27 protein-coding genes are annotated in these 24,293 nt (G+C 65.1%); 16 read left to right on the top strand and 11 right to left on the bottom strand.

Annotated elements, in window-relative coordinates; translation table 11 throughout:
• The 3 genes from IOC82_RS13965 to rfbF are packed head-to-tail and all read right to left on the bottom strand — an operon-like array spanning window position 1 to window position 3,073.
• Entirely contained in the window at window positions 1-1,233 is a 1,233-nt protein-coding gene (locus tag IOC82_RS13965; protein WP_290546809.1) for a class I SAM-dependent methyltransferase, read from the bottom strand.
• Window positions 1,230-2,312, bottom strand: a complete 1,083-nt coding sequence (gene rfbG / locus IOC82_RS13960) for a CDP-glucose 4,6-dehydratase (protein ID WP_290546808.1) — start codon at window positions 2,310-2,312, stop codon at window positions 1,230-1,232. Before rfbG ends, IOC82_RS13965 begins: the two co-directional genes overlap by 4 nt.
• Window positions 2,306-3,073, bottom strand: coding sequence for a glucose-1-phosphate cytidylyltransferase (gene rfbF, locus IOC82_RS13955; protein ID WP_290546885.1), 768 nt, complete (start codon window positions 3,071-3,073; stop codon window positions 2,306-2,308). The genes rfbG and rfbF overlap by 7 nt, the downstream gene beginning before the upstream one ends.
• A 239-nt stretch (window positions 3,074-3,312) precedes the next feature.
• Between rfbF and IOC82_RS13950 the strand changes: the two genes are divergently transcribed.
• The 4 genes from IOC82_RS13950 to IOC82_RS13935 all read left to right on the top strand — a co-directional run bounded on the left by IOC82_RS13950 (window position 3,313) and on the right by IOC82_RS13935 (window position 5,735).
• Window positions 3,313-4,272 (top strand): glycosyltransferase family 2 protein, encoded by a 960-nt coding sequence (locus IOC82_RS13950; protein WP_290546807.1) that lies wholly within the window; start codon window positions 3,313-3,315, stop codon window positions 4,270-4,272.
• A 65-nt stretch (window positions 4,273-4,337) separates the two neighbouring features.
• Window positions 4,338-5,147 (top strand): glycosyltransferase, encoded by an 810-nt coding sequence (locus tag IOC82_RS13945; protein WP_290546806.1) that lies wholly within the window; start codon window positions 4,338-4,340, stop codon window positions 5,145-5,147.
• Window positions 5,119-5,538 (top strand): GtrA family protein, encoded by a 420-nt coding sequence (locus tag IOC82_RS13940; protein ID WP_290546884.1) that lies wholly within the window; start codon window positions 5,119-5,121, stop codon window positions 5,536-5,538. The genes IOC82_RS13945 and IOC82_RS13940 overlap by 29 nt, the downstream gene beginning before the upstream one ends.
• A gap of 29 nt (window positions 5,539-5,567) precedes the next feature.
• Window positions 5,568-5,735 carry a cbb3-type cytochrome c oxidase subunit 3 gene (locus tag IOC82_RS13935; RefSeq protein WP_290546805.1) on the top strand — a complete coding sequence of 56 codons (168 nt, stop codon included), beginning with the start codon at window positions 5,568-5,570 and terminating at the stop codon, window positions 5,733-5,735.
• Between the two features lie 79 nt (window positions 5,736-5,814).
• Here the strand turns inward: IOC82_RS13935 and IOC82_RS13930 are convergent, their stop codons facing one another.
• The 5 genes from IOC82_RS13930 to IOC82_RS13910 form a co-directional block, all read right to left on the bottom strand.
• The gene (locus IOC82_RS13930) at window positions 5,815-6,582 is read right to left on the bottom strand and encodes a glucose 1-dehydrogenase (RefSeq protein WP_290546804.1); all 768 of its coding nucleotides are present in this window, start codon (window positions 6,580-6,582) and stop codon (window positions 5,815-5,817) included.
• A complete protein-coding gene (dgoD, locus tag IOC82_RS13925; RefSeq protein WP_290546803.1) occupies window positions 6,582-7,745 on the bottom strand; it encodes a galactonate dehydratase in 1,164 nt (387 codons plus the stop codon). The genes IOC82_RS13930 and dgoD overlap by 1 nt, the downstream gene beginning before the upstream one ends.
• Window position 7,746: 1 nt before the next feature.
• On the bottom strand, window positions 7,747-8,769 hold the full coding sequence (locus tag IOC82_RS13920; protein WP_290546802.1) for an ABC transporter permease: 1,023 nt from the start codon (window positions 8,767-8,769) through the stop codon (window positions 7,747-7,749).
• A gap of 9 nt (window positions 8,770-8,778) precedes the next feature.
• Entirely contained in the window at window positions 8,779-9,567 is a 789-nt protein-coding gene (locus IOC82_RS13915; protein WP_290546801.1) for an ATP-binding cassette domain-containing protein, read from the bottom strand.
• Window positions 9,568-9,631: 64 nt separating this feature from the next.
• A complete protein-coding gene (locus IOC82_RS13910; RefSeq protein WP_290546800.1) occupies window positions 9,632-10,636 on the bottom strand; it encodes a substrate-binding domain-containing protein in 1,005 nt (334 codons plus the stop codon).
• 239 nt (window positions 10,637-10,875) lie between these two features.
• On the opposite strand from IOC82_RS13910, the gene IOC82_RS13905 reads away from it, so the two are divergent.
• Window positions 10,876-11,622: an FCD domain-containing protein gene (locus IOC82_RS13905; protein WP_290546883.1), complete on the top strand. Its 747-nt coding sequence runs from the start codon at window positions 10,876-10,878 to the stop codon at window positions 11,620-11,622.
• On the opposite strand, the gene IOC82_RS13900 is transcribed toward IOC82_RS13905, so the two are convergent.
• Window positions 11,612-12,493, bottom strand: a complete 882-nt coding sequence (locus IOC82_RS13900; RefSeq protein ID WP_290546799.1) for a dihydrodipicolinate synthase family protein — start codon at window positions 12,491-12,493, stop codon at window positions 11,612-11,614. The genes IOC82_RS13905 and IOC82_RS13900 overlap by 11 nt on opposite strands.
• Window positions 12,494-12,538: 45 nt before the next feature.
• Between IOC82_RS13900 and IOC82_RS13895 the strand changes: the two genes are divergently transcribed.
• Both IOC82_RS13895 and IOC82_RS13890 read left to right on the top strand, forming a co-directional pair.
• The gene (locus tag IOC82_RS13895; RefSeq protein ID WP_290546798.1) at window positions 12,539-12,709 is read left to right on the top strand and encodes a cbb3-type cytochrome c oxidase subunit 3; all 171 of its coding nucleotides are present in this window, start codon (window positions 12,539-12,541) and stop codon (window positions 12,707-12,709) included.
• A gap of 50 nt (window positions 12,710-12,759) precedes the next feature.
• Window positions 12,760-14,421, top strand: a complete 1,662-nt coding sequence (locus tag IOC82_RS13890; protein ID WP_290546797.1) for an alpha/beta-hydrolase family protein — start codon at window positions 12,760-12,762, stop codon at window positions 14,419-14,421.
• Window positions 14,422-14,517: 96 nt separating this feature from the next.
• Here the strand turns inward: IOC82_RS13890 and IOC82_RS13885 are convergent, their stop codons facing one another.
• Entirely contained in the window at window positions 14,518-15,132 is a 615-nt protein-coding gene (locus tag IOC82_RS13885) for a response regulator transcription factor (RefSeq protein ID WP_290546796.1), read from the bottom strand.
• A gap of 171 nt (window positions 15,133-15,303) precedes the next feature.
• Here IOC82_RS13885 and IOC82_RS13880 point away from each other — a divergent pair, with 171 nt between their 5' ends.
• The 8 genes from IOC82_RS13880 to IOC82_RS13845 all read left to right on the top strand — a co-directional run bounded on the left by IOC82_RS13880 (window position 15,304) and on the right by IOC82_RS13845 (window position 22,036).
• Window positions 15,304-16,497, top strand: coding sequence for an aminotransferase class V-fold PLP-dependent enzyme (locus IOC82_RS13880; protein WP_290546795.1), 1,194 nt, complete (start codon window positions 15,304-15,306; stop codon window positions 16,495-16,497).
• Between the two features lie 10 nt (window positions 16,498-16,507).
• The gene (locus IOC82_RS13875) at window positions 16,508-17,707 is read left to right on the top strand and encodes a malate--CoA ligase subunit beta (RefSeq protein WP_290546794.1); all 1,200 of its coding nucleotides are present in this window, start codon (window positions 16,508-16,510) and stop codon (window positions 17,705-17,707) included.
• Window positions 17,704-18,591, top strand: a complete 888-nt coding sequence (gene sucD, locus IOC82_RS13870; RefSeq protein ID WP_290546793.1) for a succinate--CoA ligase subunit alpha — start codon at window positions 17,704-17,706, stop codon at window positions 18,589-18,591. Before IOC82_RS13875 ends, sucD begins: the two co-directional genes overlap by 4 nt.
• A 10-nt stretch (window positions 18,592-18,601) precedes the next feature.
• Window positions 18,602-18,949, top strand: a complete 348-nt coding sequence (locus tag IOC82_RS13865) for a LuxR C-terminal-related transcriptional regulator (RefSeq protein WP_290546792.1) — start codon at window positions 18,602-18,604, stop codon at window positions 18,947-18,949.
• A 20-nt stretch (window positions 18,950-18,969) separates the two neighbouring features.
• The gene (locus IOC82_RS13860) at window positions 18,970-19,947 is read left to right on the top strand and encodes a CoA ester lyase (RefSeq protein WP_290546791.1); all 978 of its coding nucleotides are present in this window, start codon (window positions 18,970-18,972) and stop codon (window positions 19,945-19,947) included.
• Window positions 19,948-20,021: 74 nt separating this feature from the next.
• Entirely contained in the window at window positions 20,022-20,936 is a 915-nt protein-coding gene (locus IOC82_RS13855) for a J domain-containing protein (protein ID WP_290546790.1), read from the top strand.
• Entirely contained in the window at window positions 20,933-21,208 is a 276-nt protein-coding gene (locus tag IOC82_RS13850; RefSeq protein WP_366935686.1) for a chaperone modulator CbpM, read from the top strand. Before IOC82_RS13855 ends, IOC82_RS13850 begins: the two co-directional genes overlap by 4 nt.
• A 96-nt stretch (window positions 21,209-21,304) precedes the next feature.
• On the top strand, window positions 21,305-22,036 hold the full coding sequence (locus IOC82_RS13845) for a GntR family transcriptional regulator (protein WP_290546789.1): 732 nt from the start codon (window positions 21,305-21,307) through the stop codon (window positions 22,034-22,036).
• 3 nt (window positions 22,037-22,039) lie between these two features.
• On the opposite strand, the gene IOC82_RS13840 is transcribed toward IOC82_RS13845, so the two are convergent.
• Window positions 22,040-22,801, bottom strand: a complete 762-nt coding sequence (locus IOC82_RS13840) for an aspartate/glutamate racemase family protein (RefSeq protein ID WP_290546788.1) — start codon at window positions 22,799-22,801, stop codon at window positions 22,040-22,042.
• Window positions 22,802-23,027: 226 nt separating this feature from the next.
• On the opposite strand from IOC82_RS13840, the gene IOC82_RS13835 reads away from it, so the two are divergent.
• Window positions 23,028-24,221, top strand: coding sequence for an ABC transporter substrate-binding protein (locus IOC82_RS13835; RefSeq protein WP_290546787.1), 1,194 nt, complete (start codon window positions 23,028-23,030; stop codon window positions 24,219-24,221).
• Window positions 24,222-24,293: the final 72 nt, after the last annotated feature.

The raw sequence follows: 24,293 nt of genomic DNA, 5'->3' as shown, positions 1-24,293 counted from the left end.
TCACAACTGCCGCAGCTTCGGCGATGCAACAACGAAGTGGCCACCCCATTCGCGCACATAGGCATGTTCGGCAGCGATTTCCCCGACGAGGTTCCACGGCAGGATAAGAATGGCTTTTGGACGCGCCGTCCGCAAGAGATCCGGAGGTGCGACGGGAATGTGGGAGCCCGGCAGCAGCTTTCCTTGCTTCCGGGGATTGCGGTCGACAGCGAAGCCGATATCGGCGGGCCCTACGCCGCAATAGTTCAGGAAGGTGTTTCCCTTGGCCGCCGCGCCATAGGCAGCGACGTGCTCGCCGCGCTTCCGGATCGCGGCCAGATAGTCCAGCAGGTCATCGCGCATGAGCCGTGCCCGTGACGCAAAATCACGGTAGCCGCGGGGCTGATCGAGTGCGGCTGCCGTTTCATCCTGCCGGAGCGCAGCCACACGCGCGGTTTCATCGTGGTCTGCGCCTTGAAGGCAGACAAAGACGCGCAGGCTGCCGCCATGCGTGGATAATTTCTCGACATCGAAGATGCGCATTCCGTTCTGTTTCAGGATGCGGTCCACGATGGTCAGCGACAGATAGGAATAGTGCTCGTGATAGATCGTGTCGAACTGGCAGCCGGAAATCATGCTTAGAAGGTGGGGAAATTCGAAACAGGCGACACCCTGCGGCTTCAACACCAGCGGAAAACCCGCCACGAAACCGCTGATGTCCGGTACGTGGGCCAGTACATTGTTGGCAATCATCAGATCAGCCCTGATTCCCGTGCCGGCGAGGTGCCGCGCCGTATCGCGGTTGAAGAAGGCCACCATGGTCTCAACGCCACGGGCCTGCGCGGCTTCCGCGCAATTTCCGGCGGGCTCTATGCCAAGGCAGGGAATGTTCCGGGCGACAAAGTGCTGAAGCAAATAACCGTCGTTTGACGCGATCTCGATGACCATTGAGTCCGGCCCCAGCACGAAGCGTTGGGCCGCCTCATCGGTGAATCGCTTGGCATGGGCAACCCATGAGGACGAATAGGACGAGAAATAGGCATAGTTCGCGTCGAATATTGTCTCAGCCGGAATGCTCTCCTCGACCTGGACGAGGTAGCAGGCCTCACAGATCATGATGCGCAGCGGAAAGCGCGGTTCTGCTGCGATGGCAGCAGGGCTGGGTTCGAGATAGCTGTTGGCAAGCGGCTGCTGGCCGAGATCAATAAGTTCGAGAGCCAGAGGCGATTGGCAATAGCGGCAGGGCACGCTCATTCAGCATGCTCCCGTATCGCGCCATAGCCCTCGATTTGCGCGAGAGTCAGCGCCCGCATGTCCTTGCCTTCGGACCACTGCCGGTACCAGCCGGCAGTCCATGCAATGGCGAGATCGGCCGGAAGCCGGTCCTGCCAGCCAAGGCTGCTGCGGGCAAGATCGCTGTTAAGCAGGAGAAGGCCCGATTCGCGATCGTCGTGCTGCGCCGCATGGGTGATCTGCGATGACGAACCGAGCGCGTCCCGCATGGCAATTGCGATCGATTCCACGGTCACTGCGCGTCTGCCGCCGGGCCCGAAGTTGAGCGCGCGCGGCAGGCCTGCCGGGGCGCTGACAAGCGTCTCCGCAAAGAGGAGATATCCGCACAGGCAGTCAAGCACATGCTGCCAGGGCCGCACCGAACGGGGGTGGCGCAGCAGGATGGACCTATTGCCAGCCGCGGCACGAACGCAGTCTGGCACAATCCGGTCGACAGCGAAGTCGCCGCCGCCGATCACGTTGCCCGCCCTTGCCGTCGCAATTGCCGGCCGCCCGGTGGGGAAGAAGCATTCCGCATAGCTCCTGATGACAATCTCGCAGGCCGCCTTGGATGCTGAGTAGGGATCCTTGCCGCCTAGCGCGTCATCTTCACGATACGGCCGCTCGCGTCCGTCGTTCAGATAGACCTTGTCGCTCGTGACGAAGACCGCAGCGTCGATGCCCTCCGCGTTTCTCACGCCCTCGAGAAGATTGAGCGTTCCGTTCACATTGGTTTCGAATGTCTGTCGCGGGTCCGCCAGTGACTGGCGTACGAGCGCCTGCGCCGCGAGGTGGAACACGACGGAAGGCCTGCTCTCGCGCACGGCATGAGCAAGCGCCGCGGCATCGCGAATGTCGAGCATGATCCCTGAACAGGCTTCATCGGCACGCGCTGCGTTGGCGAGTGACGGTCCCGCAGGCGGCGGCAGCGCGACAGCGCTGATCACGGCGCCAAGGCGCTTCAGCCACAGCGCGAGCCACGCGCCCTTGAAGCCGGTGTGTCCTGTCAACAGAACGCGCCGGCCCTCCCAGAAATTCGCATCGGGAAGCCTGCCTACCATATCTTCCAGGGCGCCTGTCCCGACTGCCACAGGGTTTCGAGATGCTGCTTGTCGCGCAGCGTATCCATAGGCTGCCAGAAACCATCGTGACGATAGGCCATCAATTCTCCGGCCGCGGTGAGCTTTTCGAGAGGGCCACGTTCCCAGACAGTCTGGTCATCCTCGATGGCATCCAGCGCGCGGCGTTCGAGGACAAAGAAGCCGCCACTGATGTATGTGCCGTCTCCGGGGGGTTTCTCCGTGAAACGCTCCACTCGCGAACTCTTGAGGTCGAGGGACCCGAAACGTCCGGGCGGGTTTACGGCAGTCAGCGTGGCTGCCTTGCCGTGGTTCTTGTGAAATGCGATGAGCTTGCCAATATCGACATTGCTCACGCCATCGCCGTAGGTCATGCAGAACGGACCGTCGCCCAGATAGCGCGTCACCCTTCGGAGCCGGCCGCCCGTCATCGTGTCGAGTCCGGTTTCCGACAACGTCACCCGCCAGGGTTCCGTTACCGCCTCGTGGAACTCCATGGAGCCTGTACTGGTGTCCACCGTTACGTCCGCGCCATGCAGGTAGTAATTGGCGAAGAACTCCTTGATGACATATCCCTTGTAGCCGAGGCAAATGACGAAATCGGTGATGCCGTGAGCGGCATATATCTTCATGACATGCCACAGGATGGGCCGGCCTCCGATCTCCACCATGGGCTTCGGCCGGAGCGTGGATTCTTCGGAGATGCGGGTACCGTAGCCCCCCGCCAAGATCACCGCCTTCATCGCATCATCTGCCCAGATTCCCCGATCCGCCATCCGTCACTCGCCGGACGGCCTTATAAAACCGTAACGATCGCCTATCAATCCTTAAAGCCTGCCTGCCGCGCCCGTGCAACCGCAAGCCTTGGGCGACGGCATAGTTCCAGCGCGCATCCGGCAGCCGAAACCTTAACCAATATGGAACCGGCAACCGCTTAGGCTGATCGCGGCGCGTTCCGGGAAAGGGGCGTGACGGAAGGAAAATGGCTGACAACATCCGTTACAGTATCGTCATTCCGATCTTCAACGAGGCGGAAGTGATTCCGGAGCTCATTCTCCGGCTTGACAAGCTGATCGCCCAGCTTGACGGCAGCGTCGAGGTCCTGCTTGTCGATGACGGCAGCCGTGATGACTCGGCATTCATGCTGCGGGAGAAGGCGCGGCACGACCCGCGCTACCGTCTGTTGCGCATGTCGCGCAACTTCGGCCACCAAATCGCCATAACGGCTGGGCTGGACCATGCATCGGGCGACGCGGTGATCGTGATGGATGCGGATCTCCAGGATCCGCCGGAGGTGGTCCTTGCCATGATAGGCAAGTGGAAAGAGGGTTGGGAAATCGTCTCGGGAAGGAGAAGCCGCCGGGAAAACGAAACGCTGTTCAAGCGGCTTTCCGCCTACATCTATTATCGCATTCTGCGCCGTTTCAGCTCGGTCGGAATTGACCCGGACGTCGGCGACTTCCGCCTGCTCGACCGTCAGGTCGTGGAATCCTTCCGGTCCATGCGCGAGCAGGACAGGTTCGTCCGCGGCATGATCAGCTGGCTGGGTTTCCGCCAAACCTACGTAGAATATGTTCGCCAAGGCCGCCATGCAGGAAAGACGAAATACCCGCTGATCAAGATGATCCGGCTTGCGTTGAGCGGCATCATTGGCTTTTCCGACGCACCGCTCCGCATGGCGTTCTGGTTCGGAACCGCGGTTTCTCTTGCAGCGCTCGCCTATGGCATCATCGTGATCATCAACTGGCTGTTGCATGACGCCACCGTGCAGGGCTGGGCTTCGACCGTCGTGATCCTTTCCCTTCTGGGTGGCATCAACCTGATGACCATGGGCATTGTCGGCCTCTATGTGGGACGGATATTCTCGCAGGTTAAGGAGCGGCCTCTCTACGTACTCCGGCAAGATCACGACAGGGATCGCCAACCCCGGGTTGGTCATTAGACGCAGCCAAATGCTTGTATGTTCAAGCAAATTGCGTTAAGCGGACGGGGCATGAAAGAAGGCCCATGACCCGTGTAACCATCTGTATACCAGTCCGGAATGGCGACAATTATCTTGAACAGGCGCTGGCCTCCATTGCCATGCAAACCTGCCCGGCCGACAGGGTCCTCGTCAGCGACAACGCATCGACTGACCGCACGGCCGACATACTGGAGGCGTGGAAGCAGCGCCTTCCGCTGGAGGTGATCCGTCAGCCCGCGCTGGTTTCGATGGTCGAGAACTTCAACGGTCTCCTCGACCGGGTTGAAGATCCCTTTTACATGGTCCTCTCCCACGACGACTATCTGAATGCGCCAGATGCCATATCCTCGGCACGTGCGGTGCTGGAGGCCAATAGCGACGTTTCCGCCGTTTACTGCGATCTGGCCTATGTCGGCGAAAAACGCCGTAGGCTTGCAACGCGCCGCTTCCATCGCACGGGCCGTTTCGACGCCGACGAGGCAGGCCGCCAATCGATATTCAAGACGCGCAACATGTTCGGCATCCCCTTGCTCGTCCGCAGGAGCGCCCTCGGCCCTCACCGGTATGATCCCGCCTTCCGCTATGGCCCGGATCTGGATCTCTCATGGCGGATTTCCAGGCTCCAGCCGGCCTGGCATATTCCGCGCGCCTTGATCGCCAATCGCTATCATGCTGGCAACAGTACCTGGGGCTGGCTCGGTGGCGCCGCCGATGAGTATCTTCGACTGGCTTCAAAGCATGGGATGCGGATTTCGCCTGTGCTTCGCGCGCAAATCCGGCTGCGCTGCTGGAGCGTGGGCCAGCAAAGGCGCTTGTTTGGCGCTTATGAGCGGCTGGTGTCCCGCCTTGGCTGAGAATGACGGCAAGACAGGATTGGCGCGCCACAGTCTTTCCCCGCAGATCATCCGCTATGCGCTCGTCGGCTCGTTCAACACCGCAAGCAGTTTCGCCGTCTATGCGCTGCTCACGTGGATAGGCCTGCCTGTCGCCCTCGCGAGCTTCGGCGCTCTCGCATTTGGCATTTGCCTCAGCTTTGTGACGCTTGGCCGCCTGGTCTTCCTGAGCACACTGCGCGGCCGTTTCTTCCGTTTTGTCGCGGTCTGGATGCTTCTCTATGCCGTGAACCTTGGCATCATCTCGCTGCTCATGCATTTCGGCTTGGGGCCATATGTTTCAGGCCTGCTTGCAGCCATGCCGACGGTCGCAACGGCGTTCATGCTGCAGCGTATCTATGTTTTCCGGTAATCGGCCTGCCGCGAAGAGAGGAAATGATGATGCATAACATCCTCCCGGCCTGGTGGGTATGGGCGGCGCCGGCCGCCTTCGTGGCGGTGCTCGTCCATGCCTTCAACCCCAAGCGCAAGAAGCAATTCGAGCAAGAGGCCCGGGTGCCGCTCAAGGACGATCCACCGCGCAAGCGAGCCGCGCCCCGCTGCGCTTGACAGGAGGAGCGCGCGAGTGTCTTCCTCCGCCCGAACAGGAGCGCCGCGCTGTTCCGGGCCGCGGCGCTGACGCCAAGCCTCAGCCGGCGAAGCGCGCGCTCAAGCCGCCATCCGCGCGCCAGTTGGCGCCGGTGACGAAGGAGGCCTCGTCCGACAGCAGAAAGGCCACGCAATTGGCGATTTCCGCCGGTGAGCCCATGCGGCCCATGGGGTGCACGTCCAGCACCTTCTGGCGCAGCGCGGCGTCGTGTTTTTCGAAGAACTCCTTCACCAGGAAGGTTTCTGTATAGCCCGGCGACAGCGCGTTGACCCTGATCTGGTGCTTGCCCATGTCGAGCGCCAGCGAGCGGGTGAGGCCCACGAGGCCGGACTTCGCCGCGGCATAGGGGAAGAAGCCGGGATAGGTCATGTCGGCATGGATCGAGGCGATATTGACGATGCTGCCGCGCCGGGCCGCGATCATGCCGGGCAGCACCTGGCGGGCCACCAGCCAGGCGGCCTTGAGGTCGACCGCGAAGACGTCATCCCAGTCGGCCTCGGTCATGGCCACCGGGTCGGCATAGGAATTACGCCCGGCATTGTTGACGAGGCCGGTGACCGGGCCGAAGCGGGCCACACCGGCATCATGGACGCGCGCGATGTCGGCGGCGGAGGTGACGCTGCCGGCGCCGAAGTGGCAGCGGCCCGCGGCCCCGAGAGAGGCGAGAAACTCCTCCCCCGTCGTCTGCTCGATGTCGATGAAGCTGACGCTGGCGCCCTCGGCAAGCGCTTTCGCGACGATGGCTGCGCCGATGCCCCGGCTGCCGCCGGTGACGAGCACGTGCTGGCCTTCGAGTCTCCCCGCCATCACCAGTCCGCCACGCTGCCGTCGTGCTGGTGCCACTGGATGGGTTGCACTTCGGCGAAGGGATATTTCTGCGCCGCCTCGAAATTGATTTCCACACCGGTACCGGGCGCCATGCTGGGTTCGACATAACCGCCGATAATGGGGGTGACGCCGGAGACGATCTCGTCGCGCCACGGCACGTCGGAGCGCATCACTTCCTGGATCAGGAAGTTGGGCGTGGCGAAACCGAGGTGAATGTTCACCATGGTGGCGATGGGGCCCAGCGGGTTGTGCGGCGCCATGGAAACGCCGAAGGCATCGCACAGCGCGGCAATGCGCTTCACCTCGGTGAGGCCGCCGGCATGGCAGACGTCGGGCTGCGCCACGGCGATGGCTTCGGCCTGCAGCAGGTGCAGGAACTCGTGGCGGTGGACGAGGCGCTCGCCCGCCGCGATGGGCACGCGCGTGGCGCGCGCCACGCGGGCCGTGCCGCGCCAATCCTCGGGCTGGCAGGGCTCCTCGATGAAGAAGGGCCGGTAGGGCTCCAGCACCTGCGCATACTGGATCGCCATGGCTGCGGTGGTGCGGCCGTGCAAATCGACCATGATGTCCATGTCATCGCCTCCGCCCTCGCGCGCCGCCGCCATCAGCGCCGCGGCCTCGCGCAGCGCGGCGAGCCCGTCGAGCGGGGCGGTTTTGCCGACGGCGAGAATCTTCACCGCGGTGAAGCCGTCGGCGCGCGACTGCGCCGCCTTGTCGCGGAACGAGGCCACGGCGGCGGAGTTGTAGACCGCGTCCGAATTGCCGCCGCCCAGATGGTCATACATGCGAAGGCGCTTGCGGCAGAGGCCGCCGAGCAGCTGCCACAGCGGAATCCCGAGGTGCTTGGCCTTGATGTCATGCAGCGCCTGGTCGATGCCGGAGAGCGCCGACATGGTGACAATGCCGCCTTTGAAGAAGGGATGGCGAAACATGACCTGCCACAGGTGCTCGGTGTTTAGCGGGTCCTCGCCCATGATGAGCTGCGCCAGGTCGCCGATGGCGCCGGCCACCGCGCGCGTCTGGAACTCCAGCGTCGCCTCGCCGAGGCCGTAAAGGCCGGGCACATCGGTCTCCACCCGCACGAAAATCCAGTTGCGGAGCTTCGCATTGACCAAGAAGCTCTTGACGGCCGTGATCTTCATGTCAGCGCCCGGTGATCGACTGGCGGCGGATGCGGCGCTCGATGATGGTCTGCAGCACCACCGACACGACGATGACGAGGCCGAAGCACAGCTGCGTGTAGAAGGCGTTGATGCCCGCCGACACGATGCCGGCGTTGATCGCGCCGATGATATAGGAGGCGACGAAGGACCCGACGATCGAGCCGGTGCCGCCGAACACCGATGTGCCGCCGAGGAAGACCGACGCGATGGTGTTGAGCAGGAAGCCGTCGCCCGTGGTCGGCCAGAAATAATAGCCGTAGATCGAGGTCATGATTCCGGCAAGCACGGCGATGACGCCGGTGAGCACGAAGGCCCGCGTCTTGACGCTGACGACGTCGACGCCCATCAGCCGCGCCGATGTGGGATTGTCGCCGACGAGAAAGACATGCGCGCCGAAGCGCGAGCGGTTGAGCAGCACCCACAGCACGATGGCGACGGCGATCATCCACAGCGTCTGCACGGGAACGCCCCACACCGGCTCGCGGAAGATGGCGTGGAGGGCGGGGTACTTGTCGGCCGTCAGCGGCACGCCGGTGCCGTTCATCAGAACGAGTTCGAGGCCGCGGAACAGGAAGGAGGTGCCGATGGTGATAACGAGCGAGGGAATGTTGAGCCTTGCCACCAGCGTGCCGTTGATCCAGCCGCAGATGGCGCCCGTGGCGAAGGCGCCGAGCAGTGCAATGGGCCAGGGAACGCCGGCCTGGGCGAGCAGGCAGAAGGCCGCCGTGCCGAGCGCCATGATCGAGGGAAAGGACAGGTCGATCTCGCCGGTGATGACGACGAAGGTCAACGCCAGCGCGATGATGCCGAATTGCGGCGTGGTCTGGGCGAAGGCCTTGTAGATGTCGATATTGGTGAAGACGGCGGGCGCGGCCATCACGAAGCCCAGCCACATGGCCAGCCCCACGCCGATGATGCCGAGCTGCGAGCCGTAGCGGCGGAGCCAGGAGGGCGGGGCCACGCGGTTGTCGGCCGGCCTTGCCTTTGCGGTGTCAGTCGGCATGGTGTCCTCTCAATGCAGCGAGCCGGTGCGGGCGACGTGGTAGAGCCGCTCGATCAGCTGGTCCATGGTGATCTGACTCTTGTCGTAGACGCCGGCCACCTTGCCGCGGTCCAGCACATAGAGCCTGTCGACCACGGGATAGACGTGGAAGATGTTGTGGTCGATGAAGATCGCCGATTTGCCGGCCTTCTTGATGTTGCCGACGAAGTCCAGCGTCTTCCTGGTCTCGGTCAGCGACAGGCCCATGGTCGGCTCGTCGAGGATGACGAGTTCGGCGTCGAAATAGAGGGCGCGGGTGATGGCCACGCCCTGTTTCTCGCCGCCGGACATGGTGGTGACGATGTTGTCCGGGTGCACGGCGGCCGACGTGAAGCCCATATGCTCGCTCATCAGGCGCGCGCATTCGGCCCGCATGCGGTTGACGTCGAGCAGGCCCCACTTGGTGCGCAGCTCGCGCCCCATGAACATGTTGCGCCAGATCGGCTGCTTCTCGCACAGGGCCCGTTCCTGGTAGACGGTTTCGATTCCCAGCCCGCGGGCGCGCGCCACCGACCAGTCGTCGATGCGCTTGCCTTTGAAGAAGATGTCGCCGCCGGAGTCGGGGCGGTGGAAGCCCATCACGGTCTTGACCAGGGTCGATTTGCCGGCGCCATTGTCGCCCAGCAGGCCGACGATCTCGCCCGGATAGACCTTGAAGTCGATGCCGGACAGCGAGCGCACCTCGCCGAAGGTCTTGGACACGTTGCGGAGTTCGATCACCGGCACGGATGCCGCGCCGTCCTTGTTCGCCTGTGACATGAGGCCTCTTGCAGCAGGAATGAAAACGGCGGCCCCCATTGCGGGAGGCCGCCGCAGCGGCGCGTCAGCGGATCTCGACGGCGGCCAGCGGCGCCACCGCGTCGACATTGGTCGCGTCGACGAAGGCGCCGGCGGTGTTGATGTCGAGGCCGGAGAAGCCATATTTCTTGGTGAGGCAGATGTTGAGGATCGGGATATAGCCCTGCAGGAACGGCTGCTGGTCGATGACCAGGTTCTGGAAGCCTTCCTTCACCGCCTGGGCGGTGTTGGGCGACATGTCGAAGCCCGCGAAATAGACCTGCCCCGGCTTCAGCGAGGCGGCCTTGGCATAGACGCCGACGTTGGAAGTGAGGCCGCCATGATCGGTGACCACGATCTTGACGCCGGGGTTGGCTCCCATGACGCCGACGAAAGTGGCGGTGCCGGCATTCGGGTCAGCGTTGGTGGCGGCGTCGATCTCCTGGTAGATGACCTTGGCGCCGGCCTTCTCGAAGGCGTCGATCACGCCCACGGTGCGCTGGCCGCGGTCGCCGCCCTGGCCCTTGAGGCCCCAGACGAAGACGCTGTCGCCCGACTGCAGCTTGGCGCGTTTCGCGGCTTCCGAGCCCAGCGCGAAGCCGGCGCTGTAGTTCGGCGCGCCGACATAGCCGAAGCCATTGGCGGCGAATTTCTTCTGGCTGTCGGGCAGCGCTGTGTTGAGGCTGGTGAAGATCGTGCCTTGGGCGAAGGCCTGATCGACGATCGGGCCGGTGGCCGCCTCGCCGGCGAAGCCATAGGTGGCGATGCCATCCACCTTGGTGGCCACCGCCTGCTGGATCTGCTGGAGCATCTTGTTGGGATCCCAGTCAGAGAAATAATAGGTCACCGTCGGCCCAAGGTCGGCCTCGGCCTGGCGGAAGCCGTTATAGACGTTGTTGGCGAAGACGCCGCCCTGCGGCCCGCCTGGGAAGGCGGCGATCTTCACGCCCTCGCACCACTTCGGCGTGGGTTCCGCCGCGCTGGCGGCGCCGAAGGTCAAGGCAAGGGCGGCCGCCGAGGCGGCGGCAAGCGAAACGAACTTCAGAATCATGAGTGTCCTCCCGAGACGAGTGTGTGACGCCGGCTTGAAGGCCGGTCTCTGGGCCGGATGGCGCCAGGCAGTGACGGTAAAGTAGTCATACAACTCTGTAAAGACGGATTCTGGAGGTGAGTGACCACCCTCGCCGGAGACTTGCAGAACAGGGGCTTTTGGCGCAAGCTGCCGGTGTTGGTGGTGTTGCTCCGCAACATCGCCATTGTGCTTTGCAGCAAAAGTTATATTACAAGTTGATGCCTCACGCCCCGCCCGCCGGGCTCCGCCCCTCCGCCATCAGCGTTGCCGAACGCCTGAGCGAGCACGTGCTGGGGCAGATGACGCCGGGCATGCGCCTGCCCAGCGAGTCCGATCTGGCGGAGCGTTATGGCGTGAGCCGCGTCACCATGCGCGAGGCGGTGAAGATGCTGGCGGGGCGCGGCCTGCTTGACGTGGCGCGCGGCCGCCGCGCCATCGTGCGCCAGCCGGATGGCTCGGTCTTTGCGGAGTTCCTCACCTCGCTCTTGCGCACCGACCCCAAGTGCCTGTTCGACCTCATTCAGGTGCGGCGCTCGCTGGAGATCCAGTCGGTCACCATGGCCGCCCGCCAGGCGAGCCGCGCTGGGCTGATGGCGGCGGAAGCCGCGCTGGAGCGCATGCGCGCCGCGGCCGCCGAGGTGAACAAGAACGCGGAGGGTGCGGAGCTGCGCTTCCACCAGGCCGATGTGGAGTTCCACGAGGCGATCGCGCTGGCCAGCGGCAACCGCGTGCTGTCCTACCTGTTCGAGGGCATGGCCTCGGCGCTGCGCGAGAGCTTCCATGCCAGCCGCCGCGGCCAGCAGCTGCGCGGCGTGACGCTGAAGCAATCGGTGGCCGCCCACACCCATATCCTCGCCTGCGTGAAGGCGGGCGATGCCAAGGGCGCCACCGAGGCGATGACGCGCCTCATCGACGACGCCGAGCGCGACATCCGCGCCGCCTACGGCCCGCCTGTCACGCTGTGAATGCGGGAAACGGCCCGAGCCGGTCCGCCATCTGCGCGAGCAGGGCGAGTTCGGCCTCCTCGGGGCGCAGCGCTGGCGCGCGGTCGAACACGGCCAGCCCGGCGCGCGCCGCAAACAGCCGCTTGCCATAGCAGACGAGGTGCTCGAGCGAGCGCATGGCGAAGCCGATGGCGGGCAGCGTTTCCTGGTGCAGGGCCAGCGCCGCCGCGCGCGCTCCGGCATCGAAGAGCTGCATGACACGCGCCCCATAGTCGGCGAGATCGGGGGCCAGCAGGAAGCCGTCGCAGCCGGCCTCCAGGCATTCGATCATCTCAAGCCCGCCGCGGCCGTTGAAAACGCGGAAGTCCGGGCCCGCCAGCGCCTTCAGCCGCGCCGCATCGTTGGCCGTGGCCTCCGCCTTGATGATGCGGAAGTTGGCATGCCGGCGGCGCAGCGCATCGATGTCGCGGTCGGCCAGGCCGCGGCCCAGATATTGCGGCGCGTTCTGTATGGCGCAGGGAAGCTCCGTCTCCGCCATCACGCGGCTGAAGAAAGCGATGTATTCCTCGGCCGGGTAGCTGCCCACCTGCGGCGGCTGCAGCACCAGCCACTGGGCCCCGGCCCGTTCCGCCACGCGCAGCAGCGCCACCTGTTCGCCAACCGATTGACCGCCGATGGTGAATCCCAGCGTGCTGCGCCGGTTCACGTCCTCCGCCGTCCAGTCGATAACGCGGCAGCGCTCGGCGAAACTGAGCTTCGCCACCTCGGTGGCAAGGCCGAGCGCCGCGATGCCCGCCACGCCGGCGGCAAGGCAGAGCTCCACCTGCTGGCGCATGGCGGCGCGCGACAGCTCCTCGCGCGAGTCGAAGAAGGCAAAAACGATTGCATGCACGCCACGATTCATGATCCCGTCAGCCGAATTGGGGAGACAACGCGAATGATGCATAACATCCTCCCGGCCTGGTGGGTATGGGCGGCGCCGGCCGCCTTCGTGGCGGTGCTCGTCCATGCCTTCAACCCCAAGCGCAAGAAGCAATTCGAGCAAGAGGCCCGGGTGCGGCTCAAGGACGATCCCCCGCGCAAGCGAGCCGCGCCCCGCTGCGCTTGACAGGAGGAGCGCGCGAGTGTCTTCCTCCGCCCGAACAGGAGCGCCGCGCAGTGGGCAAACTCGGCACCGCACTTTACCAGCGTCTCACCGGCCCCTTCTCGGCCGCTGGGCTCATTCTCGGCGCGCTGTTCTGGGCCGCGGCGCTCACCCCCAGCCTCATCCCGCGCGACGGGCTGCTGCAGGGGGCGATCGGCGGGCTGTGCTTCAGTACGGGCTATGCGCTCGCGGTGGGCATCGCAGCCCTGTGGGTGTGGCTCGGCCTGCCGCTGCCGCCCCGGCTGCTGCTGAAGCCCATGCGCGTGCTTGCTGCCGCGGCTGCCATCGTTATCATGCTGGCCGCGGCCTTCAAGGGCGAGGGCTGGCAGGACGAGGTGCGCAAGGCGCTGGACATGCAGCCCAATGGCGGCAGCTGGCCCTTCGTGCTGCTGATCGCCGGGGTGCTGCTCATCGTGGTTCTGATGCTGGCGGGCCGCTGCTTCGCGGCACTGCGCGACTTCGTCGGCGCCCCGCTGCGCCGCGTGCTGCCGCCCCGCCTGGCGGTCTTGATCGCCGTTGTCGCCGCCTCGTGGATCTTCTGGTCGATCGGCAATGGCGTGCTGCTCGACGCGCTTCTGCGCGGGCTTGATTCCTCCTACCGGCGCATCGACGCGCTGATCCCGCCGGAGGAGGCCCAGCCCACCGACCCGATGAAGGCGGGAAGCGCCGCTTCGCTCGTCCGCTGGGAGGACCTCGGCCGCCAGGGTCGGCTGCGCGTGCTCTCCCAGCCCACTGCGGCGGAAATCGCGGCCCTCACCGGCCATGAGGCGAAGGACCCTTTGCAGATATATGTCGGCCTCAACTCGGCTGATACACCGCAGGAGCGCGCCGCCTTGGCGCTCGCGGAACTGAAGCGCACCAATGCTTTCAGCCGCAAGTTCCTGGTGATTGCCACGCCCACCGGCACGGGCTGGGTGGATCCCGCCGCCATGCTGCCGCTCGAAGTGCTGACGGGGGGCGACGTCGCCTCCGTCTCGGTGCAGTATTCCTATCTGCCGAGCTGGCTCACGCTGTTTGTCGATCCGCAATATGCCGAGGAGACGGCGGCGAAGGTGTTCGACACCGTCTATGGCCACTGGCGCAGCCTTCCCAAGGACCAGCGGCCGCGGCTGTTCCTCTTCGGCCTGTCATTGGGCTCGCTCAACTCCGATCTTGCGACCGATGCCTATGCGCTGCTGGGTGACCCGTTCGAGGGCGCGCTGTGGGCGGGTCCGCCCTTCGCCAGCCGCACCTGGAAACAGGTGACCGCGACGCGGCTGACGGAGTCTCCCGCCTGGCTGCCGCAGGCCCGCACACCCGCCGTGTTCCGCTTCTTCAATGCCGGCGACCGCGCGCAGATCGCCTCGCCCGGCTGGGGCCCGGTGAAGATCGCCTATCTGCAATATCCTTCAGATGCCATCACCTTCTTCGAGACCGGCATGTGGCGCAGGGAGCCCGCCTGGATGAAGGCGCCGCGCGGGGCGGGCGTGTCGCCGGCATTGACCTGGTATCCCGGCATCACCTTCATCCAGCTCGCCTTCGACATGATGACGGCGACGACGGTGCCGAAGGGCCGCGGCCACGTCTATGCGGCGCGCGATTATGCGGCGGGCTGGCGCGCGCTGATCCGGCCCGAAGGCATCGGCGAGGCGGAGATGCAGAGGCTCGATCAATGGATGGAAGGGAAGGGGCTCTGAGGCTGCCCCCTTGTTCACCGTCGCACCCATCCCGTTGGGTCACCCCAGCGTGTAGCGTCCCAATTGGTTGGGGTGACGGACAGAGTGGCGGGGGATCTACGACACTGCATTCGCATAATAGAACGCAATCGCCTGGGAGCGGTTGTTGAGGCCGAGCTTCTCGTAGAGGTTCCTCAAGTGGAACTTCACCGTGTTGATCGAAATGTCGAGTTCGGCTGCGAGCTCGGTGTTGGTGCGGCCCTTGGCGAGTGCGGCGAGCAGCGTCTTCTCGCGCTCGGTGAGGCTGTCGCGCGGGTCGCGCTTGAGCGAACGCACGTCCATGAAGGGAAACACCATCCGGCCCGCAGCAACGGTGGCGGCGACATCGAGCAGCTGCTGCTCCGGCGCGTCGCGGCTCAGGAACGCCGCCGCCCCCGCAGCCATGGCGCGGCGCGGCACGTCCGGCTCGCCCGCGCCCGAATACACGACGATGCGCGGCGCATCCGGCCTGTCGCGCAGGATGCCGAGCAGCCGCTCGGCGCCGAGTTGCGGAAGGGTCCAATCGACGACGCCGATGTCGACCGGCACGCGCAGGCACGATTCGAGGAAACCCTCGGCAGTCTTGGACGTTGCAACCAGGGTGAAACGCTTGTCGCGCTCGAACAACTCCGAGAGGGCCTGGAGCATGATGGTGTTCGGGTCGGCGATGATGACACTGCGGATTTCTGTCATGAACCCACCCTAACGGGTAGGCCTAGTGTTGACAAGGAAGATTTACAGCTCGGACAGGTGGGAAAATACCCACCCTAATAGATGCCAAAAGGCTGGTTTTCCGGGTGTTTTCATTTTCGGGCCGCCCGTCCATGGTGAGACCACCACAACAACACAGATGGGAGAAAGTGCATGTCAGGAACACGGGGCCTTTTCATTCCGGGACCGACCAACGTGCCGCAGGCGGTGCGTCTCGCGATGGACATCGCGATGGAGGACCAGCGTGCACCGGACCTGCCCGCCTTCACCCTGCCGCTCTTCGCCGACGTGAAGAAGGTGTTCAAGACCGAATCGGCCCAAGTCTTCCTGTTCCCGGCGTCCGGCACCGGCGGTTGGGAAGCCGCAATGACCAACACGCTCTCGCCCGGCGACAAGGTGTTGATCGCCCGCTTCGGCCAGTTCTCGCTCTTATGGGCTGACATGTGCACCCGCATGGGCCTCGAGGCTGACGTGATCGACGTGCCGTGGGGCGAGGGCGTTCCGGTCGAGATCTTCGCCGAGAAGCTCAAGGCCGACAAGGCGCATGCCTACAAGGCCGTGCTCGTCACCCACAATGAAACCGCCACCGGTGTCACGAGCGACGTGGGCGCGGTCCGCAAGGCGATGGACGATGCGCATCATCCAGCCCTTCTCTTCGTCGATGCGGTGAGCTCGCTCGCCTCCATCGACTTCCGCATGGACGAGTGGAAGGTGGATATCTGCGTCTCTGGTTCGCAGAAGGGTTTCATGATGCCCGCCGGCCTCGCCATCCTCGCCGTCTCCGGCAAGGCGCTCGCCGCGCGCAAGGTGGCCTCCATGCGCCGCTGCTACTTCGATTTCGAAGACATGATGAAGACCAACAAGGACGGCTTCTTCCCCTACACCCCGCCGCTCCACATGCTCCGTGCACTGAGGGCCGCGACGGACCTACTGCTGGCCGAAGGCCTGGAGAATGTCTTCGCCCGCCACCACCGCCTCGCAGAGGGCGTGCGCCGGGCCGTCTCGGCCTGGGGCCTCAGGCTCTGCGCCGCAGCGCCGAAGTGGCATTCCGACACGGTCAGCGCCATCCTGCTGCCCGAGGGCTTCGACAGCGCCGCCCTCGTGCGCCATGCCTACACCAAATACAACATGTCGCTCGGCATGGGTCTCAACAAGGTGGCGGGCAAGGTGTTCCGCATCGGCCACCTGGGCGACCTGAACGAGATCATGTGCCTCCAGGCGCTGGCAGGCGCCGAGATGGCGATGCGCGACCTTGGCGTGCCGGTCACGGCGGGCGCGGGCGTGGGTGCGGCCATCGAGTATTACCGCGGCGCCACCCCGGCCGCCGCTCTCAAGAACGCGGCCTGAGGAGCACGTCATGGATATTCACGAGTATCAGGCCAAGGAAATCCTGGCCCGCTTCGGCGTGGCAACACCCAAGGGCGCGCTGGCCTACAGCCCCGAGCAGGCGGCTTACCGCGCGCGTGAAATTGGCGGCAAGCTGTGGGTTGTCAAGGCGCAGGTCCACACCGGCGGCCGCGGAAAGGCCGGCGGCGTGAAGCTTTGCCGCTCTGAAGACGACGTGATGGACGCTGCCGACGACCTGCTCGGCAAGAAGCTGGTCACGCATCAGTCGGGTCCCGCCGGCAAGATCGTCGGCCGCCTCTACATCGAGGGTGGTGTTGCCATCGCCAAGGAGCTCTATCTGGGCTTCGTGCTGGACCGGAAGTCCGAGCGCGTGATGGTCGTCGCCTCCTCCGAAGGCGGCATGGAGATCGAGGAGATTGCGGCGGAGAAGCCTCAGTCCATCGTCAAGGTCAGCGTCGAGCCGGCCGTCGGCATGCAGGCCTTCCAGGCGCGCGAGATCGCGTTCGCCCTGGGCCTCAAGCCGTCGCAGATCCAGTCGGCGGTGAATGCCCTGATGGGCTGCTACCGCGCCTTCGAGGAGCTGGACGCGACGATGCTGGAGATCAACCCGCTCATCGTCACCGAGGACGACCACGTCATGGCGCTCGACGCCAAGATGACCTTCGACGACAACGCGCTGTTCCGCCACCCGGCTGTCGCCGAACTCCGCGACAAGAGCCAGGAAGACCCGCGCGAGACCCACGCCAATGACCGTGGCCTGTCCTATGTCGGCCTCACCGGCAAGATCGGCTGCATCGTCAACGGTGCGGGCCTCGCCATGGCCACCATGGATATGATCAAGCTGGCGGGCGGCGAGCCGGCGAACTTCCTCGACATCGGCGGCGGCGCCACGCCGGAGCGCGTGGCCAAGGCCTTCAAGCTCGTGACCATGGACAAGAACGTCGAGGCCATCCTCGTCAACATCTTCGCCGGCATCAACCGCTGCGACTGGGTTGCCGAAGGCGTGGTCCAGGCGCTGGAGAAGAGCCCCGCCGGCGTGCCGGTGATCGTGCGCCTGGCGGGCACGCATGTGGAGGAGGGCCGCCGCATCCTGGCGCGCTCAGGCCTCCCCATCATCCGCGCCAATACGCTGGCCGAAGCCGCCGAACGCGCGGTGGCGGCATGGAAGAACAACGCCAACACCGTTGGCCTCAAGGTGGTGAACGCATGAGCATCCTTCTCGACCGTACGACGCCGGTTCTGGTGCAGGGCATCACCGGCAAGATCGGCTCCTTCCATGCGAAGGAGATGCGCGAATACGGCACAAACATCGTGGGTGGCGTCACCCCCGGCAAGGGCGGCACGGTGATCGACGGCCTTCCCGTCTTCGACACGATGAAGGAAGCGGTGGAGAAGACCCGGGCCACGGCCTCGATCGTTTTCGTGCCGCCGCCCTTCGCGGCCGACTCGATCATGGAAGCGGCAGACGCCAATGTGCGCCTCTGCGTCGCCATCACCGACGGCATTCCGAGCCAAGACATGATCCGCGTCAAGCGCTACATGCGCCGCTACCGGGCGGAGAACCGCATGCGCCTCATCGGACCCAATTGCGCGGGCGTCATCTCGCCCGGCAAGGCGATGATGGGCATCATGCCCGGCAACATCTATCTCCCCGGCAATGTCGGCATCGTCGGCCGGTCGGGAACGCTGGGCTACGAGGCCGCTGCGCAGATGATGGAACTGGGCATCGGCGTCTCGACCTCGGTGGGCATCGGCGGTGACCCGATCAACGGCTCTTCTTTCAAGGACATTCTCGAGCTGTTCGAAGCCGATCCCGGCACCCATGCGGTCGTGATGATCGGCGAGATCGGCGGCCCGCAGGAAGCGGAAGCCGCGGAATACATCCGCGACAACATGACGAAGCCGGTGATCGCCTATGTGGCTGGCCTCTCCGCCCCCAAGGGACGCAAGATGGGTCATGCCGGCGCCATCATCCAGGCCTTTGGCGAGGGCGCTTCCGAAAAAGTGGAGCTGCTCCGCGATGTGGGCGTGGCCATTGCGCCGACCCCTGCCGAAATCGGCAGCACGGCGCAGAAGGTCCTCAAGGCGGCGTAAGGTGGACGTCATGAACCTGCCTCTTGAAACCCCAGTGCGCCTGGGGCGCATCAGGACCGCGTCCGGCGCCATCAACGTGGTGCCGGAGCTCCGCTCCTACCGCTATGACCCTAAGCCCTGCCGCCTCTCGGCCATGCAGATGCTGGTGCTGCAGCTTGTCTGCTGCGGCCTCGCCGACAAGGAGATTGCCCATCTCCTCGGCGTGTGCAGCGCCACGGTCAAGGCCCACATGTCCCGCGCGATCCGCGAGATGGGCCTCTACCGCCGCCACCAGCTGGTGCGCTATGTGTTCGAGAACGGCCTCTTCGATCCCGAAGCGGCGCAGGCCGAAATCCTGCGCCGCCGCAAGGCCGCCTGACCTGTTGCATAGGATTGATCATGAGCTTCTTTACCGTCGAACAGGCCAAGCCGCGCCTGAACCGCAGCGAACTGGCCGTTCCCGGCAGCCAGCCCCAGATGTTCGAGAAGGCGGCGAAATCCGCTGCCGACGTCGTGTTCCTCGACCTTGAGGATGCGGTGGCGCCTGATGACAAGGCCCAGGCCCGCAAGAACATCATTCAGGCCATCGGCGACATCGACTGGGGCAACAAGTCCCTCTCGGTGCGCATCAACGGCCTCGACACGCATTACATGTACCGCGACGTGGTGGACGTGCTGGAACAGTCAAGCGGCCGCCTCGACCTCATCATGATCCCCAAGGTCGGCTCCGCCTCCGACGTCTATGCGGTGGACATGCTGGTGACGCAGGTCGAGACCGCGAAGAACCGCAAGAAGCGGATTGGCTTCGAGCTGATCATCGAGACCGCACTCGGCATGCAGAACGTGCACGAGATCTCGGCGGCCTCCAGGCGCAACGAGTCGCTGCACTTCGGCGTGGCGGACTACGCCGCCTCGACGCGCGCCCGCACCACCTCGATCGGTGGCGCCAATGCCGACTACGCCGTGCTGACCGAACCGCTCGCCGACAATTCGCGCCAGGTGCACTGGGGCGACATGTGGCACTATGCCATTGCCCGCATGGTGGTGGCCGCACGCGCCAATGGCCTCAGGCCCGTCGACGGTCCCTTCGGCAACTTTTCCGACCCCGATGCCTTCAAGGCCGCGGCAGCCCGCGCCGCGGTGCTGGGTTGCGAGGGCAAGTGGGCCATCCACCCCTCGCAGGTGGCGCTCGCCAATGAGGTGATGAGCCCGTCGGAGGCGGAAGTGACGCGCGCCAAGCGCATCCTCGAGGCAATGAAGGAGGCGGAGGCCCAGGGCAAGGGCGCGGTGTCGCTCGACGGCCGCCTGATCGACTATGCCTCGATCCGCCAGGCCCAGGTGCTGGTGGAGAAGGCCGCCCAGATCGCCGCCCACTGAGATGCGGGGCGCGGGGGATATCCCCGCGCCCTGCGCTGACTTATACTGGCGCCCTGCACCGTTTGGAGGGCTCGTTGAAGGATCCATACGAAACACTGGGCGTGGCCAAGACGGCCACGGCCGAAGAGATCAGGTCGGCCTACCGCAAGCTGGCCAAGAAGCTGCATCCGGACCTGAATCCCGGCGACAAGTCGGCGGAGGAGAAGTTCAAGCAGGCCGCCGGCGCTTATGACCTCTTGTCCGATGAAGAGAAGCGCCGCCGCTTCGACGCGGGCGAGATCGACGCCTCCGGAGCGGAACGTCAGCATGAGCGCTACTACAAGGAATATGCCCAGGACCCCGGCGGCCGCCGCTACCAGTACCAGACCGCGGGTTCGGGCTTCGACGATTTCGCCTCGCAGGACGATTTTCTCGCCGAGCTGCTGCGCCGCCGTCAGGAACAGGCGCGCCGCGCGCCCGGCGCCGACCGTTCCTATGAACTCGAGATCGACTTCCTCGATGCGGTGAATGGCGCCACGCGCCGCGTCACGCTGCCCGATGGCGGCTCGCTCGACGTTGCCATTCCCGCCGGCATCGAGGAGGGCCAGGTGCTGCGGCTGCGCGGCAAGGGCGCACCCTCGCGTGGCGAAGGTCCGCCGGGGGATGCGCTGGTGGCCATCGCCATCCGTCCGCATCGCTTCTTCACGCGCGAGGGTGACGACATCCTGCTCGAACTGCCCGTGACCATCCAGGAGGCGGTGCTGGGCGGCAAGGTGAAGGTGCCGACGGCGACGGGCGCCGTCATGGCGGCGGTCCCCAAGGGTTCCAACACCGGCACCACGCTGCGCCTCAAGGGCAAGGGCGTGCCGAAGAGGGGCGGCGGTGCGGGCGATCAGCTCGTCAAGCTCAAGGTCATGGCGCCCACCGAGCCCGATGCCGCCCTTGAAAACTTCCTATCCGGCTGGACGCCGGGGCCGAGCTACGATCCGCGCCGGGACATGCTGTCATGATCATTACCAAAAGCGAATTCCTTCTGCGCACCCATCTTGACCGGCAGACACTGGAAGTGTGGATTGAGGAAGAATGGCTGTCACCCGAGCAGGCTGATCCCGAGCCCCTGTTCTCCGAAGCCGACCTGGCGCGTGCGGGCCTGATCCGCGACTTGCAGGGCGACCTTGGCGTCAACAAGGAGGGCATCGGCGTGATCCTCAACCTCGTCGACCAGATCCACAGCCTGCGCTGGGCGCTGGCCAACAGGATTGGCAGCCAGACGGAAGAGTGATCTTCTGAGCCGCGCGGCAAGTCCGTTTTCTCCCACTCTCGCGCATGTCCCGATCAGGTGATTCCACCTGATCGGAACATGCTTTAGTATCGCGCCATGGCGAGAGCGGCAAAACGGCCCCCCAAGCGGGCAGGCACTTCCGACGAGCGGGTGCACCAGAGCCTTTACAAGGCGATCATCGACCACCGCATTGCGCCCGGCACGCCGCTCCAGGAGGATGCGCTGGCGCAGGCTTTCGGCATCAGCCGCACGGTGATCCGCAAGGCGCTGCAGCGGCTGGCGCATGAGCGGCTGGTGGAGCTGGTGCCCAATAAAGGGGCTTTCGTCGCCAAGCCCTCGGCGGAAGAGGCGCGCCACGTGTTCGAAGCCAGGCGGGCGCTGGAGCGGGTGCTGGTGGAGCGGGCGGTCGAGCTGGGCTCCGAGCGCGACATCGCCACGCTCGTCGACACCGCCCGGCAGGAGAAGAAAGCGGCTGAAAAGGGCGACAAGGAAGAGCGGCTCAAGCTCTCCGGCGCCTTCCACCTGCAGCTGGCCCGCATCGGCGGCAATCCGGTGCTGACGGGCTTCCTCACCGAGCTTGTGTCGCGCAGCTCGCTGATCATCGCGCTTTATGAATCGCCCGGCGCCGTTCCCTGTTCGCATGGCGAGCACCTGGAGATCGCCACGGCCATCCGCCAGCGCAACCGGACCCGCGCCGTGCAATACATGAACCATCACCTGCAGCACATCGAGGCGCAGCTCGACCTGTCCAATGCACTGGTGAACGTCGATTTCGGCCGGCTGTTCGGGAAGGACACCGCGCGGCGCGGCGGCATCGCCGCCAAATAGGGTTTAGCCCAGCTTGCGTTTGGGCGCCGGGTTGCGGTCCGGCGGCGCATAGGCGGCGAGCGCCCCCTTGTAGGGCTTGTGCAGCGGATAGGCGAGGTCGCCCCGCTTCGAGGTGCGAAGGCCCAGCGACACCAGGGCTTCGGCGAATTTCACCGCGGCCGTCACGCCGTCGATGACGGGCACGCCCAGCTTGTCTTCGAGCCAGGCATTGAGGTCTGCCATGCCGGCACAGCCGAGCACGATGGCGCCCGAGCCATCCTCCGTGATGGCGCGCTCGCACTCCTCGAGGATCAGCTTGCGGCTGTTGGATTCGGGTCTTTCCAGTTCCAGCACCGGAATGTCGGTGGCGCGCACCCGGCGGCAGTGATGTTCCATGCCGTAATTGCGCACGAGATGCTCGGCGATGATGCGGGTGCGCTCCAAAGTGGTGACGACGGAAAATCCGGTGGCGACGAAACTCGCCGCATGCATGGCGGCCTCGGCAATGCCCAGTACGGGCCCTTCGGCGATCTCGCGCGCCGCCAGGAGGCCGGGGTCGCCGAAGCAAGCGATCACATAGGCATCCGCCACCGGGTCCTCGTTCAGGGCGTCGACCAGGCCGACGATGCTCATCGCCTCGTCGTAATGGCCCTCGATCGACACCGCCCCGGAGCGCGAGGTGACGGGAACGATTTCGGTGCCGGGCGCGGCGACGGCCCGCGCGGCGGCGGCGATCGTCGCCGTCATCGAGGCGGTGGTGTTGGGGTTGATGACCTTGATCTTCATGTCCGGCGCTCATCCTGCAAGTCTGGCGTGTCCCGGGCGGCCTGACCGGGAATTGGGCAGGCTGCCTGAAACATAGCCAAGTGTATACAGTTGTGTTTTTTTATTGCATGTTCCGGCATTCGAGTCCAACTTCAAAATCGGACCGGCAGCCAAGCCAGACCGCAAGCCATGCGGCGGCGCCGGGCGAACCGATGGGAAGAACGTCAGACCTGACAGGAGGGACTCCATGCCTACGCTTTCTCGCCGTGCCTTGATCGGGGCCGCCAGCGCCCTTGCCCTTTTCGCCGGCGCCCATGCGGCGTCCGCCGCCGATGCCAATCTCAAGATCGGCTTCGTGGGCGTCACCAGCGGCCCGGCCGCCGCCTGGGGCACGTCCAACGTGCGCTCCATGCAGACGCTCGCCGAATGGTACAATGAGCTGGGCGGCGTGAAGATCGGCGACAAGACCTATACGATCGAGATCGTCACCTTCGACGACCAGAAGGACCCCAAGCGCGCCGTCGAGGGCATGGAAAAGATGGCCCAGGAAGGCATCCACTACGTGGTGGGCCCCAACGTCGATGACGGCGCGGCCGCTGTCCGCCCGGTGGCCGAGAAGAACGGCATTATCTATTTCCCCTATGCCTTCCCGAAGGAGCTTTACACCGCGCCCGCCTCCAACGCCGTGCTGGGCATGATCGCCAACTACCAGTCGGGCCCGGCCATCTACAAATATCTGATGGACAACAAGGGCGTGAAGAAGGTGGCCTTCGTCGCCGCCAACGAGTCCGACCCGCTGAGCCAGCGCGATTCCGGCGTCGCCGCCGCCAAGGCGCTTGGCCTCGAGGTGGTGGCCGACAAGGACACCTACCAGAACGACACGCGCGATTTCACGCCCGTGCTCACCCCCATCGTGGCGCTGAAGCCCGACCTCCTGGTGCTCTCGGGCGTCGCGCCGGCCAATGCGCCGCTGCTGATCCGCGCGGCGCGCGAGCTGGGCTATGAGGGCCTGATCTCCACCGAAACCGCGCAGGACGCCAAGGTGCTGGAAGAGGGCGCCGGCGAACTCGCCAACGGCTTCATCTCGGTGGGCGGCGCCTCGACGCCGGAGATCGCGTCGGACCACATGAAGGAATTCGTCGCGCGCTATACCAAGAAGTTCGGCGAATATAACGACGAGTCGAACACCAAGGTCTATGTCCTCGACTATATCCTCGAGACCATGAAGGCCAACCCCAAGGCCATCGACAATGTCGACGAGTTCAAGAAGACCATCGACACCTTCGAAGCGCCGAACCCCTACCTCAAGGACCCGGACGCCAAGCTGAAATATGTCGGCTCCACCTCCTTCGGCCAGAAGCGTCAGGTGGCAGTCCCCATGGTGGTCAACGAATACAAGGACGGCAAGTTCGAGACGCTGTTCGTCGGCACCGTCGACTGATGACCGCCTGACACAAGACGGCACTGGGGGCCCGGCCATGCCGGGCCCCTCAGCCATTTAAACCAGCATTCG

It is taken from the genome of Aestuariivirga sp., from assembly GCF_020252395.1.
In the GTDB taxonomy this organism is placed as follows: Bacteria; Pseudomonadota; Alphaproteobacteria; order Rhizobiales; family Aestuariivirgaceae; genus Aestuariivirga.
This window is presented reverse-complemented; position numbering and strand designations above follow the sequence as displayed.

What these genes read in the sequence shown, in the direction of transcription:
- IOC82_RS13965 (WP_290546809.1), bottom strand. Translation starts at nt 1,233, where the DNA reads ATGAGCGTGCCCTGCCGCTATTGCCAATCGCCTCTGGCTCTCGAACTT.
- rfbG (WP_290546808.1), bottom strand. Translation starts at nt 2,312, where the DNA reads ATGGTAGGCAGGCTTCCCGATGCGAATTTCTGGGAGGGCCGGCGCGTT.
- rfbF (WP_290546885.1), bottom strand. Translation starts at nt 3,073, where the DNA reads ATGAAGGCGGTGATCTTGGCGGGGGGCTACGGTACCCGCATCTCCGAA.
- IOC82_RS13950 (WP_290546807.1), top strand. Translation starts at nt 3,313, where the DNA reads ATGGCTGACAACATCCGTTACAGTATCGTCATTCCGATCTTCAACGAG.
- IOC82_RS13945 (WP_290546806.1), top strand. Translation starts at nt 4,338, where the DNA reads ATGACCCGTGTAACCATCTGTATACCAGTCCGGAATGGCGACAATTAT.
- IOC82_RS13940 (WP_290546884.1), top strand. Translation starts at nt 5,119, where the DNA reads ATGAGCGGCTGGTGTCCCGCCTTGGCTGAGAATGACGGCAAGACAGGA.
- IOC82_RS13935 (WP_290546805.1), top strand. Translation starts at nt 5,568, where the DNA reads ATGCATAACATCCTCCCGGCCTGGTGGGTATGGGCGGCGCCGGCCGCC.
- IOC82_RS13930 (WP_290546804.1), bottom strand. Translation starts at nt 6,582, where the DNA reads ATGGCGGGGAGACTCGAAGGCCAGCACGTGCTCGTCACCGGCGGCAGC.
- dgoD (WP_290546803.1), bottom strand. Translation starts at nt 7,745, where the DNA reads ATGAAGATCACGGCCGTCAAGAGCTTCTTGGTCAATGCGAAGCTCCGC.
- IOC82_RS13920 (WP_290546802.1), bottom strand. Translation starts at nt 8,769, where the DNA reads ATGCCGACTGACACCGCAAAGGCAAGGCCGGCCGACAACCGCGTGGCC.
- IOC82_RS13915 (WP_290546801.1), bottom strand. Translation starts at nt 9,567, where the DNA reads ATGTCACAGGCGAACAAGGACGGCGCGGCATCCGTGCCGGTGATCGAA.
- IOC82_RS13910 (WP_290546800.1), bottom strand. Translation starts at nt 10,636, where the DNA reads ATGATTCTGAAGTTCGTTTCGCTTGCCGCCGCCTCGGCGGCCGCCCTT.
- IOC82_RS13905 (WP_290546883.1), top strand. Translation starts at nt 10,876, where the DNA reads ATGCCTCACGCCCCGCCCGCCGGGCTCCGCCCCTCCGCCATCAGCGTT.
- IOC82_RS13895 (WP_290546798.1), top strand. Translation starts at nt 12,539, where the DNA reads ATGATGCATAACATCCTCCCGGCCTGGTGGGTATGGGCGGCGCCGGCC.
- IOC82_RS13885 (WP_290546796.1), bottom strand. Translation starts at nt 15,132, where the DNA reads ATGACAGAAATCCGCAGTGTCATCATCGCCGACCCGAACACCATCATG.
- IOC82_RS13880 (WP_290546795.1), top strand. Translation starts at nt 15,304, where the DNA reads ATGTCAGGAACACGGGGCCTTTTCATTCCGGGACCGACCAACGTGCCG.
- IOC82_RS13875 (WP_290546794.1), top strand. Translation starts at nt 16,508, where the DNA reads ATGGATATTCACGAGTATCAGGCCAAGGAAATCCTGGCCCGCTTCGGC.
- sucD (WP_290546793.1), top strand. Translation starts at nt 17,704, where the DNA reads ATGAGCATCCTTCTCGACCGTACGACGCCGGTTCTGGTGCAGGGCATC.
- IOC82_RS13865 (WP_290546792.1), top strand. Translation starts at nt 18,602, where the DNA reads ATGAACCTGCCTCTTGAAACCCCAGTGCGCCTGGGGCGCATCAGGACC.
- IOC82_RS13860 (WP_290546791.1), top strand. Translation starts at nt 18,970, where the DNA reads ATGAGCTTCTTTACCGTCGAACAGGCCAAGCCGCGCCTGAACCGCAGC.
- IOC82_RS13850 (WP_366935686.1), top strand. Translation starts at nt 20,933, where the DNA reads ATGATCATTACCAAAAGCGAATTCCTTCTGCGCACCCATCTTGACCGG.
- IOC82_RS13845 (WP_290546789.1), top strand. Translation starts at nt 21,305, where the DNA reads ATGGCGAGAGCGGCAAAACGGCCCCCCAAGCGGGCAGGCACTTCCGAC.
- IOC82_RS13840 (WP_290546788.1), bottom strand. Translation starts at nt 22,801, where the DNA reads ATGAAGATCAAGGTCATCAACCCCAACACCACCGCCTCGATGACGGCG.
- IOC82_RS13835 (WP_290546787.1), top strand. Translation starts at nt 23,028, where the DNA reads ATGCCTACGCTTTCTCGCCGTGCCTTGATCGGGGCCGCCAGCGCCCTT.